This window comes from Ruegeria sp. BE1, from assembly GCF_056538885.1.
Genome location: NZ_JBQFTY010000007.1, coordinates 24,493 through 45,009, shown reverse-complemented (window position 1 = coordinate 45,009; position 20,517 = coordinate 24,493). Strand labels below are relative to the sequence as shown.

Genomic DNA, 20,517 nt, shown 5'->3' with positions numbered 1-20,517 from the left:
GCCGCGCCCCGGCGTCCATGGCCCGAGCGACCAATTTTCGCGATTCAGAATGTCGTTTTCCGACCCCGGATCAAAGGTCGATCTCAACCACACCATCCGGCCGCGCGGCGCGGCTTTGACACAGAATGATAGCGCTCTCGCGTTGTTTGTTGGACAAAACGAAATCGCGGTGCTCGATGTCGCCCGAGATGACACCGCATTTGCACACGCCGCAGATGCCGTCGGCGCATTTCACATCCACGTGAATGCCCGCCTCATTCAGCACCTGCGCGGCGTCCTTGTCCGCCGGAACGGTCAAATCTCGACCCGACTTCGCCAACCTCAGGGTAAAGGCGTGATTTTCATATTCGGGCTGTTCGGGGACCGAGAAGTATTCCAGATGCCGCGCCTCCTCAGGGAAACCCTGACGGCTCGCCGCCTGCATCACGCCATCCATGAACCGGTCTGGCCCGCAGGTATAGACGTGCCAGCCCTCGCGGTAGCCCGACAGGACCGCATCCAGATCGGCCCGCGTACCTTCGTCCGAGAAATGATAGTGCACGCGATCCGCCCAGGGCATGGCCGCCAGATCATCCAGATACCCGGCCCCGGCGCGGGTACTGGCGGAATAGTGAAGCTCGAACGGTTTGCCCAAGGCATGCAAACGGTGCGCAAAGGCAATCATCGGTGTGACGCCGATGCCGCCGCCCATAAGGAAGGTCTTTGTGGCCGTTTCGTCCAATTCGAAATGGTTGATCGGCTTCGAGATAAAGACCTTGCGCCCCTCGTTGAAAATCCGGTGCAACAGGGCCGAACCGCCGCGCCCCTCATCCTCGCGCAGGACGCCGATCTGATAAGCTGCACGGTCCGCAGGGTTGCCGGACATGGAGTATTGCCGCAGAAATTCCGGCGCGACCAGCACGTCCAGATGCGCGCCTGCGGTCCATTCGGGCAAGGGGGAGCCGTCCAGCGTCGCGAATTCATACTTGGTCACATCGGCGGTCATCTTGTCGACCTTGGTCAGTTCCACCCGCATCACCGGCGCGTCGCCCGCGATGGTATAGCGGTGGATCACCGACAAATCGCCCGCCGCCTTGCGGGCCTTGTATTCGTCGGCTGAGACCATGGCCTGATACGCCGCGATCCCGGCCTCTCGGTCCATGGCGAAGGGATAAGGCCATGGATGCGGGGCCAGATAGGCAGGGTAAACGGCCAGCGTCTGGTCCTCATACTTCAGGTCCAGATCGGTTTGCAGATCGCGCCGGTTCAGCGGATGGTCGGTCGGGCGATAGGCGCCGTCGGATTGCAGCTCCAGGTCCCACCACCACTTCTTGACGTCGTTCAGCCCGCCATTTCCCACAGCGTCGTCCAGCCGCGCCAGCGCAGGCGCGGCTTTGGGGATATTCATCGCGACCCAGCGGAAGGGGCGTTCCTTGAAGATGCCCTCAAGGTTCCAAGGACAGGTCTTCATGCACCGCCCACACATCGCCCCACCCGGGGTGGTCACACGGTAGGTGGCGCATTTCTGACTGTCAGATTTCCAGATTTCATAGCCGTTGAACATCAGTTTCGGCCCGGCCGTGATCGCACCCGAAGGGCACTCGCGGGCGCATTTGTTGCAGCTTTCGCAGAACGTCTGCAGACCGAAATCAATCGGCTTGTCATGGGCCATCGGCATATCGGTCGTCACCGCGCCGGATTTCAGGCGGGGGCCGAGATAAGGGTTCAGGATGACCTCTCCGATCCGGCTAACCTCACCCAGCCCCGACAGCAGCAAAAGGGGCGGTTGCAGGACCTCACCATCCATCACCGTATGCGCGCGGGCCTTGTAGCCCAGATTGCGGATTTGCTGCGCAATCACCCCGCCCAGCAGCGAGAACCGCAGGTAAGCGCGCATGGATTGCGCCACGCTGATCCAGTCATCGCCGCTGGCGCCCTCCATCGTTTCATACCCCTGATCGATGATCATGCTGATGGCCTGATCGTGGGGCGGCGTGATCTCTTCGCCGGTCGCATCATGCGAATACCACGCCCATTCGGGGCATCGGCTGAGGCCCACCGCGTCGACCCCCAGAAAATAGGTCGCCGCCTTAATATTCGCGGCATTGCGTGCCGCATCGGTGGGCGGCGCGGTGTCGGCGCTTTCCCCATCCTGCAACAGAACAAACGCGCCCAGCGCGCGGCGTTGGGCCGTACTGGGTGCCGCCTTGCGCACATAGTAGCCGCCCTTGGCCGCGTCCTGCAGGGGCTTGCCCATATCCCCGAACTGCGCCCGCGCGAACATGTCGGCGCGTTTGGGCACGCGGGCGACGTTATCCTCGTCGATATAGGTGGTAGGCGTCTCAACCCGCTTGAGGTTTTCGAACGGATGCGCCCCGTCCACATAGCGCCTTTTGGCATAGGCGTCGCGATTCAGGGCGTTCTTGGCAAACCCCGCCCCCAGCCACCACGCGGGGCCTTGGGTGCGAAACCACGGCTGTTGTGCCATAGGCAGCAGGGGTTGATCATGGGCGATCTGCATCTCGGTCGTCACAGCGGCCAGCCCGAACCGTTTGCCCAGCCATGGGGCGACAACCTCACCCTCCTCGACGGAACACAGCCCCGCCGCGACGGCGAGCTTGCCCAGATCAACTTCGGACGACATCACCGTATGCGCCCGCGCATCATATCCCAGAATGCGGAGATAATTGGCGATCACCACCGCGTTCTCGGTCGCCAACAGACAGGCACGGTGGTCCTGCGCGTCGATGATCCAGTCCGCGCCCGGCTCATCCGGGTCGGGGTCCCGGTTGTGTTCATAGAGTAAAACAATAGCGTGGCGGTGGCTGTCCATGGCGCGCGGCGTGGCCTCCATGCTTTCCTTCAAATCGGCCATGATCAGGTCAATGCCCGAGGCCAGCGTCTTGGTCTGCCGTGTCTTCAGCGCATAGGCCAGACGGTCGATATCTGGGTTGCGCCGGGGCTCTGGCAACAGCGCCTCGGACGGCAGCGGGCCACAGCCGATCATCGAAGCATCATTGAAATAGCCAAACGCCTTGAGGTGATTGGCGCGCTCGGTCAGATCGGCCGGAATGTCCGAGCGCACAGGATTCACGAATCCATCGCGGATCGTGTCCATCATCGCCTGAAACTCTCCCATCGCGTTTACGATACTCTCGGGTCGGTCAGGGCGGCGAAAGCTGAGCGATGGCATCGGAGAAACCGCAGACAAATCGGGCATCCGGCTTTGCCGTGCCAACCGCTCTGACGGGTACTGCCCCATATGAACCGGGCGGTTCTTGTCCGAGAAAAAGCGGATCCCCATCGCGTGCCTCCTGCTTGCTGAGGATGCATCTATTCCGCCATGGACTGCAAATCCATTCATGAATAGTCATACACGGTATGAGCAATATTGATTTCACCGATCTGGACGGCAAAGTCCTGCGGGTCTTTCTGACCATTCTTGAGGAAAGCTCGGTCTCAAAGGCCGCGGACCGGCTGGGTGTGACGCAATCGGCGATCAGCCACACCCTTGCCAAGCTGCGACAGGTGCTGGGTGATCCGCTTTTCGTGCGGTCAGGCCATGGGCTGACCCCAACCGAACGCGCCCTTTCGCTGAAAGAGCCGGTGCAGCGCGTGCTGGACGGGATGCGTGCCCTGACCGATGATCGCCCCTTTGATCCGCTGGCCGAAAAGATCAGCCTCCAGATCGCCACCAACGACATGCCACGCGAGCTGATCTTTCCGCCCCTGCTGCGCGCCCTGCGGTCCGAGGGGGTCAGGCTGCGGCTGGGCTTTATCCCCTCGGGCGTCCCGGACCCTGACCTTCTGCGCAGTGATCGCTGTCAATTGATGCTGACCCCTCTGCCGCCTGACGGGCCGGACATTTTCCAGAAACGCCTGTTGGTCAGCCCACTAATGATCTTTTACGACGCCACGCGGCGCACCCCACCCGACAGCTGGCAAACCTATTGCGAAACCGAACATGTCGAGGTGCGTTTCACCGATGGCCGAAGTTCCCGCGCCGTGATGCGTGGCGTGGATCAGAGCCAGATCAGACCGCCCACCGTGACCCTGCCGCATTTCAACGCGATCCCGAGTTTTGTTAAAGGCAGTGATTTGATTTCGACCGATACGGCCCTGATGAAACGCGGACCTCTGGCGGCGCTGGACTGCGCGCCCCTGCCCTTCGACTGCGCGCCGGTCTCGATCTACATGGTCTGGCACCAACGGTCGACCAATGACCCCGCCCACCGCTGGTTACGCAACCGGATCGAGGGCATCGCCGCAACGCTGCAAGGCTAAACGCGCAGGATCAGAACCGCGCTTTGACGAAATGGGTCAGGGCCGCGCCAGTTTCGAAATAGGCCCGGCGAAGGCCGGTCCAGCTTTCGCGATAGTCCGGCACAGCCGGAACCGGCAACAGCGCCGGGTCGTCTTGCAGCAGGCTGTGCGCCATCTGGCGGCCGAACACGGTGCCCGGCCCGATCCCGCGCCCGGAAAATCCATGCGCCGACAGGGCATTGGGACCGATCTGCGTGATCTTTGGCAGGTGGTCTGCGGTCATGGCAATCCGTCCATGCCACCCCTGCGCCAGCGGCTGATCCGAGAGCTGTGGGAACAACGAGGCCAGTTTTCGCCTGATCCACCCGATATGAGCCGCACGGCCCAGATGCTCCAGATCGCCCATGGCACCCAGGATCATCCTGCCCTGCGCATCCAATCGGAACGAGGTCATGATCAGGCCCGTATCCCAGCCGCCCTCGCCCCCCGGCAGGATCGTTGCGCGCAGGTTGTCGGACAAGGGCGCGGTCGCGAACTGGAAATAATAGACCGGCACATAAGCGGGGGCTGTTCCCTGCAACCCCTGATGATACGCGTTCGTGGCTTGTACGATGTATTTCGCACGTACTGTTGCCTGATCGGTTTTCAACGTCCAGACGCCGTCGTGGTATGTCAGCGACTGCACCGGAGTATTGGTGGCGATCCGGGCCCCCAACTGCCCAGCGGCGCGGGCCAGGCCCCGGACATAGCCAAGCGGCTGGATCGTGCCTGCGCGCGGATCGAACAAAGCGCCGTGGAAGGTGCCGCTGCCCGTGCGCTGCGCGGCTTGCTGGGCCGAGAGCAGCGTGACCGGGGCACCGGACGCTTTTAGCTGTGCGTGGCGGTTTTCAAGGTCCTGCAATCCCTTGGCGGAATGCGCACAGTGCAGGGTTCCATTGCGCACCGGATCGCATTGAATGTCATGCGCCTCGATCAGATCGAACACATCACCGGGCGCGGCGGCCAAAAGGGCCGTCAGGCGATCCCCGTCCTTGTCGCCGAGATATTTGCGGATATCCGCCGGAGGCAACCACAGTCCGGCATTGGCAAACCCCACATTTCGACCAGACCCACCATGCCCGATTTCCTGCGCTTCCAGCAAACAGACCGCCGCTCCGGCCTGAGCGGCGGTCAGCGCGGTCGAGCAACCCGTATAGCCGCCGCCAATCACCGCCAGATCAACAGTCAGGTCCTCGGACAAAGGCTGGCTGTCGACATGCTCGGCACAGGTTTGCAGCCAAAGGGAGTGGTTCAGGTCGTTCACGCAAGGCTCCTCGATTTTGCGCGGATCATCGGGGCGGTCTCAGCCGGTTGCAAGCGCCCTTTGATCGTCACGGCCCATGGCGATCAAAAACGGCTGTGCGTCCTGTTGGGTCTGAAACGCCGCTTTGTCAGACATCCCCTTCCAATCGGCCAGAACCAGCGATTGCGCCACAGCCCCGCCCAGGGTCGCCCCCGGCCCGGTCACGATGAACAGGTCCGGCGCAAATTCCCGCGCGGCGGTCTGGATGGCGCGGGTGAAATCGTAAGCCTCAGTCACCTGATGGCCCAGAGTATAGTCCCACAGCGCCTGCGTATCCGTCGCGCCCGGCCACCAGATTTTACCCCGCCCATCGATCAGAGGGCGCGCGGGCTGGCCAAACATCTCTGCCCCAAGCCGCTTGCGCCCCTCAGCGGCGACGGGCGCCTGCAAATTGGTATGAAACGCCGCATGGTTGGGCAGCCGCATGGGGAACCGATCCTGTATCTTGGGATGGGCGTCCTCAAAGGCCAGCAGACCCGTATCATTTCCCGCCAGAACCAGCATCCCGCCCAGATCGATCGACAGGGCCAGATCACACCCGTCTGATGCGTTGATGCGTGCCACATCTGCTATCAGCTCGGCCTTGTGCGCGGGATCGTTCTTCCAATCCTCACCCACAAAGGGATAGACCAGCTGGCCGCCGATCAGCTGCTCTTGCATCAGCGTGCCCATCGTATTCACCACGCGGAACCCGTTCTCGGGCGACAGGGCACCCCCGGTGGCCAACGCAATGTACCACCCCATCGAGTTACCGGTGACGGCGACCACCTCAATATCTTCGGCCAGCGCCTGCGCATCGGCCAGAGACGCTGCATAGATCAGCGGAGAGGCCACATCGCCGCGCGAATACGTACTGACCGTAAACCGGCTGGCCCCGTCCAGAGCGGTGACTGTCTCTTGCCCGGCCGCCGCGCGCACGGCATCGAAGCTTTGAAACAGGTCCATGCGCTGTGCGTGGTGGCGATGCAGATAGCCCAGCTCGGGCTTGTTATAGGTGCCCCGTCCGGGGCAGATCACAACAGCGGTGCGGGTCATGCGCGGCATCCGATCAGGTTCAGGGCGGCGGCCACGATGCCGTCCTTCGACGGCAGCGGCGCGGCATAGGCCGGCCCCGTGGCGATAAAGCAATCCTCAGCCGCAACGCGCGCGATTGGGGTGGCGGGACTTTCTTCGACGAAGAAAGTCATCAGCGCCTCGGACTGACTGCCCGTGCGGCGGCATTCGTCAACAACCAAAACATGTGCACATGTTTTGGTGGCCGCGCGCAGGGCCTCGACCGGCAAGGGCGCAAGCCAGCGCATATCGATGATGCGGGTCTTGATGCCCGCCGCCTCCAGCTCGGGCAGCGCCTGTTTCGACAGGTAATGCCCGTTGCCATAGGTCACGATGGCCAGATCCGTGCCGTCCCCATGCACGCCGACCTCGCCCAGCGCGATGCGTTGATCAGGCGACGGATAGGTCGTCATCCACCCGCCATCCTGCGCCCCATGCAAATCCCGCATCGGGTAAAGCGCGATGGGTTCCAGAAACACCACCACCCGCTGCTCCTCACGCGCCAGCCGGACGCATTCCCGCATCATCTGCGCCGCATCCGCACCTGTGGATGGGCAGGCAATGATCACACCCGGGATATCGCGCAGCACGGCCAGCGAGTTGTCGTTGTGGAAATGCCCGCCAAACCCCTTCTGATAACCCAGCCCCGCAATCCGCAGCACCATCGGGTTAGAAAACTGCCCGTTCGAGAAAAACGGCAATGTCGCCGCCTCGCCCCGGATCTGGTCCTCGGCATTGTGCAGATAGGCGAGGAACTGGATCTCGGGGATCGGAACAAACCCGTTATGTCCCATACCAATCGCCAGACCCAGAATCGACTGTTCGTCCAGCAGAGTGTCGATCACCCGATCCGGGCCAAAGCGCTGCTGCAGCTTCTGGGTGACGCCATAAACGCCGCCCTTGCGGCCCACATCCTCGCCCATACAGACGATCTCGCCATGTTCCAGCATCAGATCGGTCAGCGCCCAGTTGATCAGGCGGCTCATGGGTTGGGGATCATCCATCGCCCGCATGTCTCCGCCGAACGCCTTTGCCCGTGCCTCGGCACTGGGACCGTTGGTGGGTTTGCAGGGGCGTTTCGGCGGGATCAGGCTGGCCAAAACCTCATCGGCACTGACCAAATGCGGACGCGTCGCCGCCTCGGTCGCGATGCGGTCGGTCCGGGCGCAGGTGTCTTTGTATATCTGCAACGCCTCGGCAGGCGACAGTGCACCGGCCTGATCCAACAGGCGCACCGAATGCAGCAGCGGATCATTCGCCTCATCCGCCTCAACCTCAGCTTTGGAGAGATACGTGGTCGGCACATCCGCCCCTGCGTGGCCGTAAAGACGAACCGTTTTCAGGTGCAAAAAGACCGGTTTGCGGCGGGTCCGCACATAGTCTGCGGCCTCTTGCGCCACTGCGTAGGTCTCATACATGTCCAGACCGTTCGCCTGGAAATACTTGATCCCCGGGCGATGCTCCATCGATGCCTGAATCCAGCCTTTGGGCGTTTTGACCGAGATACCGATCCCGTTATCTTCACACACAAACAACAGCGGCAGCGGTGTCGACTGCACGCTGGTCCAGCCCGCGGTATTGATCGCGCCCTGTGCGGTAGAATGATTGGCCGAGGCATCCCCAAAGGAACACATGGCAATCCCATCCTCCGGCAATTCGCGATGCTCAGGCGCGCGCCGCCGGGCCGCACCCAGCGAATAGGCGGCGCCGACAGCCTTGGGCAAATGGCTTGCAATGGTCGAGGTCTGCGGCGGAATCGTCAACGCCTTGGACCCCAGCACCTTGTGTCGCCCGCCCGAGGTCGGGTCCTCCTTGGAGCAGGCAAAGCTCAGCAACATGTCCCAAGCGATCTGCTGGCCGGGCACTTGTTCGGACCGGGCAATCTGGAACGCCGCGTCCCGGTAATGCAGAAATGCGATGTCGGTCGGGCGCAGCGCATGGGCCACCGCCGCCATCCCCTCATGCCCCGAAGAGCCGATCGTGTAGAACCCCTGCCCGGCCTTCTGCATCGCTCGGCTGGTCCGGTCCAGTGCCCGGCTGAGAACCTGTGACCGGAACAGCGACACCGCGTCAGCATTGCTGAGACCTGGGCGCGGCGCGGCGCCTGCAGTCAACGTACCTTCGGCCACCCGGGTCAGAAAATTTTCGTGAACGATCTGGGCGCGATCCATAGTCTGTTTCCCGGTCTTTTCGTGTTCTCAGTTAATCGGCTGCATCCGGGGTAACACATGGCGTCAAAGTGGGTCACCCAAAAGAAAGGCCTGCACGTATATCGGTCTGGCGCAGGGTAAATGCCAGTGATATTCCATCCGAAAGGTATGAGGATTCATCATATGATCGCGCCCCGCCGATTCCTGCCCTCGATCCCGTCACTGCTGGCGCTTGAGGCCGTCGACCGCCTTGGCAGTGCATCTGCCGCCGCAGATGAGCTGTCGCTGACCCAAAGTGCGATCAGCCGACAGCTCAAGTCGATGGAAGAGCAATTGGGCGTCGACCTGATCCAACGCAGCCAGATGCGGCTGCACCTGACCCCCGCAGCCAAGGAATATGTCGCGGTCGCGCGAACGGCGCTGACCCAATTGGCGCAAGCCTCGCTCAAGCTCAAGGCCAATCCGACGGGGGGATCGCTCAACCTGTCCATCCTGCCCGCCTTTGGCATGCACTGGCTGGCCCCACGGCTTCAGGATTTCGCCCGCAGCCACCCCGAAGTGACCGTCAACCTGAACACGCGCCTAAAACCCTTTGACTTCGAAACCGAGCGTTTTGACGCCGCCATTCACTTTGGCCAGCGCGACTGGGCCGGGGTCAATTACCTGCCGATCATGCGCGAAGAGGTCTTGCCCGTATGTGCTCCTGAACTGCGGCCAGACGAAGGCGAAAGCGTTGAATGGCTGCAGACGGCGCCCTTGCTGCATCTGGAAACCCGGCCCGATGCCTGGGAAAAATGGTTCGCGGCGCAAGGGAAAGAGGTCACGGGGGTAAGTGGTATGCTGTTTGACCAGTTCTCAACCATGGGTCAGGCGACGATCCATGGATTGGGAATTGCGCTGCTGCCCAGCTATCTGGTCGAAGCTGATCTGAAAGCAGGCCGGCTTGTGTCGGCATGGCCAGGCCCGAAAGTGAGCCTTGGAGATTTCTACCTTGTCTGGCCTCAATCCCGAGCGGAGTCCGAGCCGCTGAAGTCCTTTCGTTCTTGGTTGCAAGAACAAGTCAGCCAAGCAAACCGGCCTTAACCTCTCACAACAAACCTGCGCGGCCTTCGGCCTTGCGTCCTGCGGACGGCAGGGGGCCAGGCAGGCGCGGGCTGCGCCCGCGCCTGCCTGGCCCAACGGGAGGAGATGTTTCGCCAGAAACGTCGACGACGGGCGGGAGCGCCGCCGGGCCCTGGTCAGGTGTCGATTGACCGGGCGATCAGCTCTTTCATGATCTCATTCGTGCCGCCATAAATCATCTGGACCCGAGCATCGGCGTATAGGCGGGCAATGGGATATTCCATCATGAACCCATAACCACCAAACAGCTGAAGGCACTCATGCATGACTTCGTTCTGAACCTCTGATCCCCAGTATTTCACCATCGAAGCCGTCGACGCATCCAAATCACCTGCCTCCAGCCGTGCGACACAATCATTGACAAAGCTGCGTAGCACTTCGGCCTTGGTCTTGCATTCAGCCAGTTTGAAGCGGGTGTTCTGAAAATCCATCACGCGCTGCCCGAAAGCCTTCCGCTCTTGCGTGTATTTCACTGTCTCAGCGATGGCGAAATCAATCGCGCCCAGCGCGCCGATACCAATCGTCAGACGCTCCCACGGTAATTGCTTCATCATCTGATAAAAGCCCCGACCCTCCTCGGGCCCCAGGAGGTTCGTCATCGGCACTTTGACGTCTTCAAAGAACAGCTCGGCCGTGTCATTGGCCTTCATCCCCAGCTTTTTCAGGTTGCGCCCTTTGCGAAACCCATCAGCGCCATCGGTTTCGACTGCGATCAGAGAGACCCCTTTGGAGCCCTGCGTTTTATCCGTCTTGCACGCCACAAGGATCAAATCCGCCGACTGGCCATTGGTGATGAATATCTTGGACCCGTTCAAACGGTAAGAATTACCATCCTTATCCGCCGTTGTGCGAATGGATTGAACATCAGACCCGGTTCCCGGCTCGGTCATCGCCAAAGCCCCCACCATTTCACCCGAAGCCAAGCGCGGCAGCCATTTCTGCTTTTGATCTTCGCTGCCATAGGCGGTGATGTAGTGGATGACGATGGACTGGATCGCGTAACCCCATCCGCAATCCCCGTGCGAGGCTTGCGCGTACAACGTCACCGCATCAAACCCGATGCCGCCACCGACACCGCCATAAGCCTCGGGGATGGCTCCGGCCATCAACCCCATGTCGCCCGCCTTGCGCCACATGTCTCGGTCAACGGCCCCATTCTCGATCCAGCGTTCTACGTTGGGCACCAGTTCGTCTTCCATGAACCGGTCTGCCATCTCAGAAAACATCCGATGTTCTTCGGTCACCCAACTGGCGGTCGTGGTAAAGAGCGACATGCCGTATCCTCCCCTTGTCTCTTGAGAGCAAAGGTAGCTGGGCAAGCCGTCCAATCCAATGCGCGGGACGCTTTGCTACGCAACGTCTTTTTACCGATGAGACCTGATTAGGAGAGTGCTTTTTCCAGCAGGACCTGAGCCGCCGCCTTTGCCCCCCGCGTCGAGTCACAGGATTTCAGAAAGACCGCAGCAACAATCGCGCCCTCTTGCAACAACACGATCTGGCACGCCAAAGCCTCAGGCTCGGGCGCGCCGGCCTTACGGGCAAGGTCGGTGAAATGATCCAGCATGATCTGCTTATGCTCAGCCGATTGTTTGTGGATCGGATGATCCTTGTCCTGATACTCTGCGCCGGCCTTGATGAACATACAGCCGCGAAAGTCAGTTTCGCTGAACCATTCGCCCAGCGCGTCAAAGCTGGCGATGATCTGACCTGCGGGCGTATCGGCAAGCTCATCCAAACGGGCCAGGAAATCGGCGCGAAAACTCTCATCCCGCAGTTTCAGCGCAGCAAGGATCAAGTCCTCTTTGGTGCGGAAATGCTTGTACATCGAGGTCTTGGAGACACCCGTCTCGACGACCAGCTTGTCCATCCCGGTGGCATGAAACCCATCGCGGTAAAACACCTGCAGGGCTTTTTCGACAAGCTCATCTCGTTTGTTGGGGCGCATATACGGGCTCCTAAGTGTACTGATCAGTACATAATTTGCAGCCACACAAAGTTCAAGCGCTAACAGTTTCAAAATAGGACTTGCAAAACCTTACCGATCTGTACACATTGATCTTAAGATGTACCGATCTGTTAACCTTTGGAGAAGTATGATGAGACGTCACGCCAGCCTGTTCGCCCCACAATACGTCCCGGTTCTTTTGACCCTTGCCATGATCGCAGCCGCCCTGACGTGAACGACCAAGTGATGAGCCGCCCTCCTCTGCCCCCATTCACGCAGGAAACCGCGACGCAAAAGGTTCGTATGGCTGAAAACGCCTGGAACAGCCGCGATGCGGATGTGGTCACCCCGGCCTATACCGAGGACAGCCAATGGCGGAACCGGGCCGAATTCCTCAGCGGTCACACGGATATCCATGCGTTTCTGACTCGCAAATGGAACAAAGAGCTGGAGTATCGCCTGATCAAAGAGCTTTGGGCCTTTTCTGGCAACCGGATTGCCGTGCGTTATGCCTATGAATGGCATGATGACAGCGGCCAGTGGTTCCGCTCTTATGGCAACGAGAACTGGGAATTTGCCGAAGATGGCCGGATGGCCATGCGGCATGCCTCATTGAACGACTTGCCGATTGCGGAAAGTGATCGCCTGTTTCACTGGCCCCAAGGCCCCCGCCCGGACGACCATCCCGGCCTGTCCGATCTGGGACTGTAAAAGGACACCCCATGCCGCGCGCCTTTTCCGAGCTGACCTTTACCCCGGCGGTCCTTGCACATCAGGGACGGATGGGATCAGCCAAAACCTACGCCAAGTTCATTGAGGGCGGGCCGCAGCAGGGCCATCAAATCGGTCCTGCCGAAAAAGCGTTTATCGAGGCGCGGGATGGCTTTTACCAATCCACTGTTTCGGAAACCGGTTGGCCCTATGTGCAATATCGCGGCGGGCCGGTCGGCTTTCTGAAGGTTCTGGGGCCGCAAACCATCGGTTACGCCGATTTGTCGGGCAATAAACAGTACATCTCGCGCGGGAATCTGGACGGCAATGACCGGGTTGCGATGATCCTGATGGATTACGCCAACCAGCGGCGTCTCAAGATTCTGGGGCGGGTGTCCTTCACCGAAGGTGAGGCCGCTGCGGCCAGCCTATACCCCGAGGGCGCGCAGGCCCCAGCCGAACGCGCCGCGATCATTCGGGTCGATGCTTTGGATTGGAACTGCCCCAGCCACATCACCCCGCGCTACACCGAGGCCGAACTGCGCCCGCATCTGAACGCGCTGGGTCAGCAATTAGCGCAGCTACAGGCCGAGAACGAAGAATTGAAACAACAACTGGCAAGACAGACCTGACCTCGCATCAGACAAAGGAAGCCCGATCCATGCTGCGTTCAGCACTCAACAAAGCCGCCCTGTATCTGATCGGCGCATTGCTGTTGATCTCGGGGCTGATGCTGTCATTTTTTGCCTCTCCCGAGTCGGTGCGCAGCACACCACCTGCTGCACAGGACTCTCTACTGCTGGACCGCCTTTCGAACAATTGAGCCGCGTTGGCAGCAAAGTAGAAATCTGCGATACCCCTTGACCTTCCCGTGACTGGAACCCCCATGTGGGAGGTGAAATCCACCACGGGATGAGTCGCATGGCTGCACCGCAAACAACTCAGTTGAAAATCACCGGTATGGGATGTGCGTCCTGCGTCGGGCGGGTGGAAAGCGCGCTGCAGAATGTTTCCGGGGTATCAGATGCATCCGTGAACTTTGCAACGGAAACGGCGCAGGTCACTTTTGAGGGACCCGTCAGTGCCGTAACCGAAGCGTTGACGCAGGCCGGTTATCCGGCGGCAACGCGGCAAACGACCCTGAAGATCGGCGGCATGAGCTGCGCCTCGTGCGTGTCGCGGTTGCAGCGCGCCTTGACGGCCAACCCGGCGGTGGTCGATGCGCAGGTCAATCTGGCGACCGAGACCGCGACTCTCACCTATCTCGACGGCGCAACAGACCCGCAGGCGCTGGCGAAACTATGCGCGGATGCAGGGTATCCGGCGCAGATCGCGGATGGCTCCGAGACCGCATCCGCGTCAACAAAGTCGGGCGAAGCACATGCGCTGACACGGGCCACCACATTCGCCGCGATACTGGCTCTGCCGGTTTTCGTGTTGGAGATGGGCGGCCATATGATCCCGGCTTTCCACCACTGGGTGCAGGCGACAATTGGCACGCAGACCAGTCACCTGATCCAATTCGCGCTCACCTCGGTCCTGCTGCTGGGGCCGGGGAGCGTGTTCTATGCCAAGGGCATCCCGTCCCTGCTGCGCGGATCGCCCGATATGAATGCGCTGGTGGCTTTGGGCACCGGCGCGGCCTACCTGTTTTCGGTCACGGCAACCTTTGCCCCGCAGATTCTGCCGCAGGGCAGTGCGAATGTGTATTTTGAGGCCGCCTCGGTCATCGTGGTTCTGATCCTGCTGGGCCGGGTGATGGAGGCGCGCGCCAAGGGCCGCACAGGTGCCGCGATCCGCAAGCTGGTTGGGTTGCAGCCCAAAACCGCGCGGGTCGAACAGAATGGGTCTTTCGTCGATCGTCCTATCGCAGAAATCACCGTTGGCAACATCCTGCAAATCCGCCCCGGTGAGCGTGTCCCGGTGGATGGCGACGTGCTGGACGGCACCTCTTATGTCGATGAAAGCATGATCACGGGCGAGCCTGTTCCGGTCGGCAAGGCGCAGGGTGATCAGGTTGTGGGCGGCACTGTCAACGGAACCGGCGCGCTGCGTGTCCGGGCGACGCGCGTCGGGGCAGATACCGTTCTGGCGCAGGTTATTCGCATGGTTGAGCAGGCACAGGGGGCCAAGCTACCGATTCAGGGGCTGGTCGACCGGATCACCGCCTGGTTCGTTCCTGCCGTGATGGCGGTGGCCGTGCTGACCATTGCGGTCTGGCTGATCTTTGGCCCGGCCCCGGCCCTGCCGATGGCGCTGGTGACCGGTGTGTCCGTTCTGATCATCGCCTGCCCCTGCGCCATGGGGCTGGCTACACCAACCTCGATCATGGTCGGCACAGGACGTGCGGCAGAGTTGGGCGTGCTGTTCCGCAAAGGCGATGCCTTGCAGCAGTTGCAACAGGCCAGGGTGATCGCGCTGGACAAGACCGGGACACTCACACTTGGGCGGCCCGAGCTGGAGAGTATCACGCCAGTGAACGGGTTTGACCGTGACACCGTTCTGCGGCTGGCCGCCGCGGTTGAATCCCAATCCGAGCACCCGATTGCCACGGCGGTCACCCGCGCGGGGCCGGCGGACCTGCCGCCCTTGTCCGCGTTCCAATCGATGACCGGGCTGGGTGTTCGCGCGACGGTCGAGGGCCACGACGTGCTGATCGGGTCCCCGCGCCTGATGGCGCAGAACGGTATCGATCTGTCCGACCTGACCGCCGAGGCCGATCACCGCGCCAGCGAAGGGGCAACGCCGCTGTTTGCTGCCATTGACGGACAGGCCGCGGGTTTGCTGTCGGTTTCGGACCCGATCAAACCCGGCACCAAACAAGCGTTGGAACGGTTGCATGCGGCCGGTGTCACGCTGGCGATGGTGACCGGAGACAACGCACGCACCGCACAGGCGCTGGCCAACCGTCTGGGTATCGACCACGTCACGGCCGAGGTTCTGCCGGATGGCAAACTGGCCGCAATCACCGCGCTGCGCGAGCAGCACGGAACGCTTGCCTTTGTCGGGGACGGGATCAACGATGCCCCTGCTCTGGCGGCGGCGGATATCGGGGTGGCCATTGGCACCGGCACTGATGTGGCGATTGAGACGGCGGATGTGGTGCTGATGTCCGGCGACCTGCGCGGCGTGGCCAATGCGGTCGAGATCAGCCGCCGCACCATGCGCAACATCCGCCAGAATCTCGGCTGGGCCTTCGGCTACAACATCCTGCTGATCCCGGTGGCCGCCGGGGTTCTGTACCCGTTCAGCGGCCACCTTCTGTCCCCTGCCCTGGCTGCCGGGGCGATGGCCTTGTCGAGCGTCTTTGTCGTCTCGAACGCGCTGCGCCTGCGCCGCGTCCGCGCCAGCCTGCCCGAGGTGCCACAGGATCACAGCACGCAAAAGGTGACGCCATGAATATCGGAGAAGTTGCCACTCAAACCGGCCTGCCCGCCAAAACGATCCGCTACTACGAGGATATCGGCCTGATCAAACCGCTGCGCGACAACAACGGGTACCGCCAGTTTCGCACGCAGGATGTGCATAAGCTGAATTTTCTGGGTCGCGCCCGCGCCCTGGGCTTCACCATCGAAGACTGCCGCACCCTGCTGGCGCTTTACGAAGACGAAAGCCGTGCCAGTGCCGACGTGAAAAAAGTGGCGCGCGATCACTTGGCGCAGATCGAGGCCAAGATCGCCGATCTCAACGCGATGCGCGACACGCTGGGCCATCTGATCGATGCCTGCGCGGGCGATGGCCGCCCCGATTGCCCGATCCTGCAGGATTTGGGCGGCAAAGCCTGACGCGGGGTTGCTCTTTGTGCGCAGCTTTGCTTTGTCTCTGCCAGACAATCCGGCCCGGCGAACAGCAAGGGACCGGACAGCAGAGAGGATCACCAAATGGCAAAAGTTGCGTTTCTGGGCCTGGGCGTCATGGGCTACCCAATGGCAGGGCATCTGCAGGCGGCCGGTCATGAGGTGACCGTATACAACCGCACTGCTGCCAAGGCCGAAGCGTGGGTTGCCCAGCATGGCGGCGCGATGGCAGCCACCCCGAAAGAGGCGGCGATGGGCGCGGAATTCGTGATGGCCTGCGTTGGCAATGATGACGACCTGCGGATGGTCTGCACCGGCGCGGATGGCGCGTTTCACGGCATGGCCGAGGGTACAACCTTTGTCGATCACACCACCGTGTCGGCGAAAGTGACCCGTGAATTGTATGAGGCGGGTCAAAGCCAAGGGATCGCCTTTGTCGATGCCCCGATCTCGGGCGGTCAGGCCGGGGCTGAGAACGGCGTGTTGTCGATCATGTGCGGTGGGGACCTGACGGCTTATGACGCGGCTGAACCGATCATGCAGGTCTATTCCAAGATCTGCCGCCGGATCGGCGACAGTGGCGCGGGCCAGATGACCAAGATGTGCAACCAGATTGCCATTGCCGGTCTGGTGCAGGGCCTCAGCGAAGCGCTGCATTTTGCCGAGAAAGCCGGGCTGGACGGGCGCGCGGTCGTTGAGGTGATCAGTCAGGGTGCGGCTGGCAGCTGGCAGATGGCGAACCGGTATGAAACCATGCTGGATGATCATTTCGATCACGGCTTTGCCGTTGACTGGATGCGCAAGGATCTGGGCATTTGTCTGGATACGGCGGATGAGACCGGAGCGTCGCTGCCGGTGACGGCTTTGGTCGATCAGTTCTACAAAGATGTGCAGAAGCTGGGCGGCGGACGATGGGATACCTCTTCGCTGATCAAGCGGTTGCGCGCTTTGGGGTAACGGGTCAGGGGGGCTGTCTGCCCCCCATCGCGCCTTGGGCGCGATTCCCCCCGAGGATATTTTTAGACAGATGAAGGGGATCCCGTTGGAAGAGGGATTGGACATCGCATGAGCGGCATGGCGGATTTCTGGGCGGGTGCCCTGCGCAACCACTGGGGGCTGGAGGCCAAGCTATCGCGGCTGGATGGTGAGTATGATCTGAATTTCATGGTGCGGGCCACGAATGGTCAGGACTATGTGCTGAAGGTCATGCGCGCGGGGTGCGAGGCGGAATTCGTTGATCTGCAGGTGAAGGCGCTGGCGCATCTGGCGAGCGCCGCACCGGGTCTGCCGTTTCCGCAGGTGTTTGCGGATTTGAACGGAGAGCTGCTGCCTGAAATCGCGGATCAGCAGGGTCAGACGCACCTGGTCTGGTTGTTGGAGTGCTTGCCGGGGCAATGCTATGCCAAGGCCGCGCCGAAATCTGAGGAATTGATCCTGAAACTGGGGCGTGTTCTGGGGGCGACGGACAAGGCGCTGGAGCGGTTCACCCATGACGGGCTGCATCGGGCGGATTTCAAATGGGACATTTTGCAAGCCGGTTGGATCACGGACCGCTTGGACGCGATTGCCGACCCTGCGCGGCGGGCGCTTTTGGCTGACATTTGCGATGGGTTCCGTGCGATTTCAGAACGGCTTGAGGGGCTGCCCAAACAGGCCATCCACAATGACGCCAATGACTACAATGTTCTGGTCGAAGGTGAGCTGGGGCAGCGTCAGACCGTCTCGGGCCTGATTGATCTGGGGGATATGTGTGCCTCTCCGCGCGTTTGTGATCTGGCGATTTGTGGGGCGTATATCGTTCTGGATCATCCCAAGCCGGAACGTGCTTTGGCCGCGCTGGTGCGGGGCTATCACGCGGCCAACCGGCTGCGCGCGGATGAGGTTGATCTGATCTGGCCACTGCTGCGGATGCGGTTGGCGGTGTCGGTGGTGAACTCGACCCTGATGGCGGCTGACAACCCCGATGACCCCTATGTGACGATCAGTCAGGCCCCGGCCTGGCGGTTCCTTGAAAACGCGGACGTCAATGGCAGCCTGATGGCGGCCCGGCTGCGCGCGGCCTGCGGTCTGCCTGTCACCGATGGGGCCGAGCGTATCCATGCCTATCTGTCCGAGCATCGCGGCCAATTCGCCCCGATGTTTGGCCAGGACCTGAGCGATGTTCTCATGGGCTCATTGTCTGTTGAGAACTCTGTCTGGCCCCAGAACCCGTTTCATATGCCCCTCGAAGAAGCCGCCCGCGTGGGTGAGGAATTTGGCGAGGGCCTATGGCTGGGCTACTACAACGAACCCCGCCTGATTTACGCCGAGCCCGGGTTCCGCAAGGGCCCTTGGAAGGCCTCTGACCGGCGCACCGTGCATCTGGCCGTAGATGTGTTTGCCCCTGCTGGCACCGTGCTGCACGCGCCGATGAGCGGTCGGGTTGAAGCCATCGAGAACCGGGATGCGCATCTGGATTATGGCGGCGTGGTGATCCTGCACCACGAAACCCCCGAGGGCGATCCGTTCTATACGCTCTATGGTCATCTGGACCCCGAGGTCTGCGACCGGCTGAAACCGGGCGACCCGGTGGCACAGGGGGCCGCCTTTGCGCAGCTGGGGGATGCCAGTCAAAATGGCGGCTGGGCCCCGCATGTCCATTTCCAGCTGGCCCTGACCATCGACGGGATGCAAAACGACTGGCCCGGCGTGGGCGACCCGGATGAGATGGAGCTGTGGCATGCGGTTTGCCCCAACCCGGCGGCTCTGCTGAACCTGCCCGATGACAAGGTGTTTTATCAGCCGACCGACAAACACGCGATCCTGCAGGGGCGGCAAGACCATTTCGGCGGCAATCTCAGTCTGACCTACGATGATCCGGTGATGCTGGTGCGGGGGTGGAAACATCACCTGTTTGACGAATGGGGGCGGCCTTATCTGGACGCCTATAACAACGTCCCCCATGTGGGCCATGCCCATCCGCGTATTCAGGCGGTTGCGGCGGATCAGTTGAAACGGATGAATTCAAACACCCGCTATCTGCACCCGGCACAAACGGCGTTTGCGGATAAGGTCCTGTCGAAACTGCCCGATCATCTGGAGGTCTGTTTCTTCGTCAATTCCGGTACTGAGGCGAACGAACTGGCGCTGCGGCTGGCCCGCGCACATACCGGGGCCAAGGGGATCGTGACGCCGGATCACGGCTATCACGGGAATACGAACGCAGCCGTCGCGATCTCGGCCTACAAGTTCAACAAGCCCGGCGGGGTGGGTCAGGCCGATTGGGTCGAACTGGTCGAGGTGGCCGACGATTATCGCGGATCGTTCAGGCGCGACGATCCCGACCGCGCCACAAAATTCGCGAATTTTGTGGACCCTGCGATTGCCGCCTTGCAAGACAAAGGGCACGGTGTCGCCGGTTTCATCGCCGAGACCTTCCCCTCGGTCGGGGGGCAGATCATCCCGCCCAAGGGCTATCTGCCGGCGGTTTACGAGAAAATCCGTGCCGCGGGCGGTGTCTGTATCGCCGATGAAGTGCAGACCGGGCTTGGGCGTCTGGGCGAATATTACTTCGGCTTTGAACACCAGGGCGCGCTGCCGGACATCGTTGTCATGGGCAAACCCATCGGCAACGGGCACCCCCTGGGCGTGCTGGTCACCACCAAGGACATCGCCCGCAGCTTTGACAACGGGATCGAGTTCTTTTCGACCTTCGGCGGATCAACCCTGTCCTGCCGGATCGGGAAAGAGGTGCTCGACATCGTCGATGATGAGGGCCTGCAGGACAACGCCCGCACCATGGGGGCCCGCCTGATGGACGGACTGCGCAAGATCGAGGCCGATTTCGGCTGCGTCGGCGATGTGCGCGGTATGGGCCTGTTCCTGGGTGTCGAACTGATCAACCCGGACGGGTCCGAGGGCACCGAGATCTGCAAATACGTCAAGAACCGGATGCGGGATCATCGTATCCTGATCGGCAGCGAAGGGCCCAGAGACAATATCCTGAAAATCCGCCCGCCTCTGACGATCGAGGCCGAAGATGTGGACATGATCCTGTGGGCGTTGCGCGATGTGCTGTCCGAGGTGGGTGATTTTGCCCCGGTGCCGGTCTGCGACCATGATCACCATCACGCCGGTTGCGGATGCTGCTGATAAAAAACCCCGGCACGAGGGGGG

Annotated in this window: 15 protein-coding genes; 9 read left to right on the top strand and 6 right to left on the bottom strand. The window is 61.5% G+C overall.

Annotation, left to right across the window (positions count from 1 at the left end; genetic code table 11):
• Nucleotides 1-70: 70 nt before the first annotated feature.
• Nucleotides 71-3,283, bottom strand: a complete 3,213-nt coding sequence (locus ACR0J5_RS17915) for a reductive dehalogenase (protein WP_480655800.1) — start codon at nt 3,281-3,283, stop codon at nt 71-73.
• A gap of 77 nt (nt 3,284-3,360) precedes the next feature.
• Between ACR0J5_RS17915 and ACR0J5_RS17910 the strand changes: the two genes are divergently transcribed.
• Nucleotides 3,361-4,263 carry a LysR family transcriptional regulator gene (locus ACR0J5_RS17910; protein ID WP_480655798.1) on the top strand — a complete coding sequence of 301 codons (903 nt, stop codon included), beginning with the start codon at nt 3,361-3,363 and terminating at the stop codon, nt 4,261-4,263.
• A 10-nt stretch (nt 4,264-4,273) separates the two neighbouring features.
• On the opposite strand, the gene ACR0J5_RS17905 is transcribed toward ACR0J5_RS17910, so the two are convergent.
• Genes ACR0J5_RS17905 through ACR0J5_RS17895 form a run of 3 tightly spaced genes read right to left on the bottom strand, consistent with a single transcriptional unit; the run spans nt 4,274 to nt 8,808 of the window.
• Nucleotides 4,274-5,545, bottom strand: coding sequence for an NAD(P)/FAD-dependent oxidoreductase (locus ACR0J5_RS17905; protein WP_480655796.1), 1,272 nt, complete (start codon nt 5,543-5,545; stop codon nt 4,274-4,276).
• A gap of 39 nt (nt 5,546-5,584) precedes the next feature.
• Complete coding sequence (locus ACR0J5_RS17900; RefSeq protein WP_480655795.1) at nt 5,585-6,619, bottom strand: ACP S-malonyltransferase; 1,035 nt, start codon at nt 6,617-6,619, stop codon at nt 5,585-5,587.
• Nucleotides 6,616-8,808 carry a dehydrogenase E1 component subunit alpha/beta gene (locus ACR0J5_RS17895; RefSeq protein WP_480655793.1) on the bottom strand — a complete coding sequence of 731 codons (2,193 nt, stop codon included), beginning with the start codon at nt 8,806-8,808 and terminating at the stop codon, nt 6,616-6,618. The genes ACR0J5_RS17900 and ACR0J5_RS17895 overlap by 4 nt, the downstream gene beginning before the upstream one ends.
• A 162-nt stretch (nt 8,809-8,970) precedes the next feature.
• Between ACR0J5_RS17895 and ACR0J5_RS17890 the strand changes: the two genes are divergently transcribed.
• Entirely contained in the window at nt 8,971-9,870 is a 900-nt protein-coding gene (locus ACR0J5_RS17890) for a LysR substrate-binding domain-containing protein (protein WP_480655792.1), read from the top strand.
• 155 nt (nt 9,871-10,025) lie between these two features.
• On the opposite strand, the gene ACR0J5_RS17885 is transcribed toward ACR0J5_RS17890, so the two are convergent.
• Both ACR0J5_RS17885 and ACR0J5_RS17880 read right to left on the bottom strand, forming a co-directional pair.
• Entirely contained in the window at nt 10,026-11,183 is a 1,158-nt protein-coding gene (locus ACR0J5_RS17885) for an acyl-CoA dehydrogenase family protein (RefSeq protein ID WP_480655790.1), read from the bottom strand.
• Between the two features lie 107 nt (nt 11,184-11,290).
• Nucleotides 11,291-11,854, bottom strand: a complete 564-nt coding sequence (locus ACR0J5_RS17880) for a TetR/AcrR family transcriptional regulator (protein ID WP_480655788.1) — start codon at nt 11,852-11,854, stop codon at nt 11,291-11,293.
• Between the two features lie 246 nt (nt 11,855-12,100).
• Here ACR0J5_RS17880 and ACR0J5_RS17875 point away from each other — a divergent pair, with 246 nt between their 5' ends.
• From ACR0J5_RS17875 to ACR0J5_RS17845, 7 genes are all read left to right on the top strand, one after another.
• Entirely contained in the window at nt 12,101-12,565 is a 465-nt protein-coding gene (locus ACR0J5_RS17875; protein ID WP_480655787.1) for a nuclear transport factor 2 family protein, read from the top strand.
• An 11-nt stretch (nt 12,566-12,576) separates the two neighbouring features.
• Nucleotides 12,577-13,197: a pyridoxamine 5'-phosphate oxidase family protein gene (locus ACR0J5_RS17870; RefSeq protein ID WP_480655785.1), complete on the top strand. Its 621-nt coding sequence runs from the start codon at nt 12,577-12,579 to the stop codon at nt 13,195-13,197.
• 29 nt (nt 13,198-13,226) lie between these two features.
• Nucleotides 13,227-13,388: a hypothetical protein gene (locus ACR0J5_RS17865; protein ID WP_480655784.1), complete on the top strand. Its 162-nt coding sequence runs from the start codon at nt 13,227-13,229 to the stop codon at nt 13,386-13,388.
• A gap of 98 nt (nt 13,389-13,486) precedes the next feature.
• The gene (locus ACR0J5_RS17860; RefSeq protein ID WP_480655782.1) at nt 13,487-15,964 is read left to right on the top strand and encodes a heavy metal translocating P-type ATPase; all 2,478 of its coding nucleotides are present in this window, start codon (nt 13,487-13,489) and stop codon (nt 15,962-15,964) included.
• On the top strand, nt 15,961-16,350 hold the full coding sequence (gene cueR, locus ACR0J5_RS17855) for a Cu(I)-responsive transcriptional regulator (RefSeq protein WP_480655780.1): 390 nt from the start codon (nt 15,961-15,963) through the stop codon (nt 16,348-16,350). Before ACR0J5_RS17860 ends, cueR begins: the two co-directional genes overlap by 4 nt.
• Nucleotides 16,351-16,446: 96 nt before the next feature.
• Nucleotides 16,447-17,319: an NAD(P)-dependent oxidoreductase gene (locus ACR0J5_RS17850; protein WP_480655778.1), complete on the top strand. Its 873-nt coding sequence runs from the start codon at nt 16,447-16,449 to the stop codon at nt 17,317-17,319.
• 108 nt (nt 17,320-17,427) lie between these two features.
• Nucleotides 17,428-20,493: an aminotransferase class III-fold pyridoxal phosphate-dependent enzyme gene (locus ACR0J5_RS17845; protein WP_480655776.1), complete on the top strand. Its 3,066-nt coding sequence runs from the start codon at nt 17,428-17,430 to the stop codon at nt 20,491-20,493.
• Nucleotides 20,494-20,517: the final 24 nt, after the last annotated feature.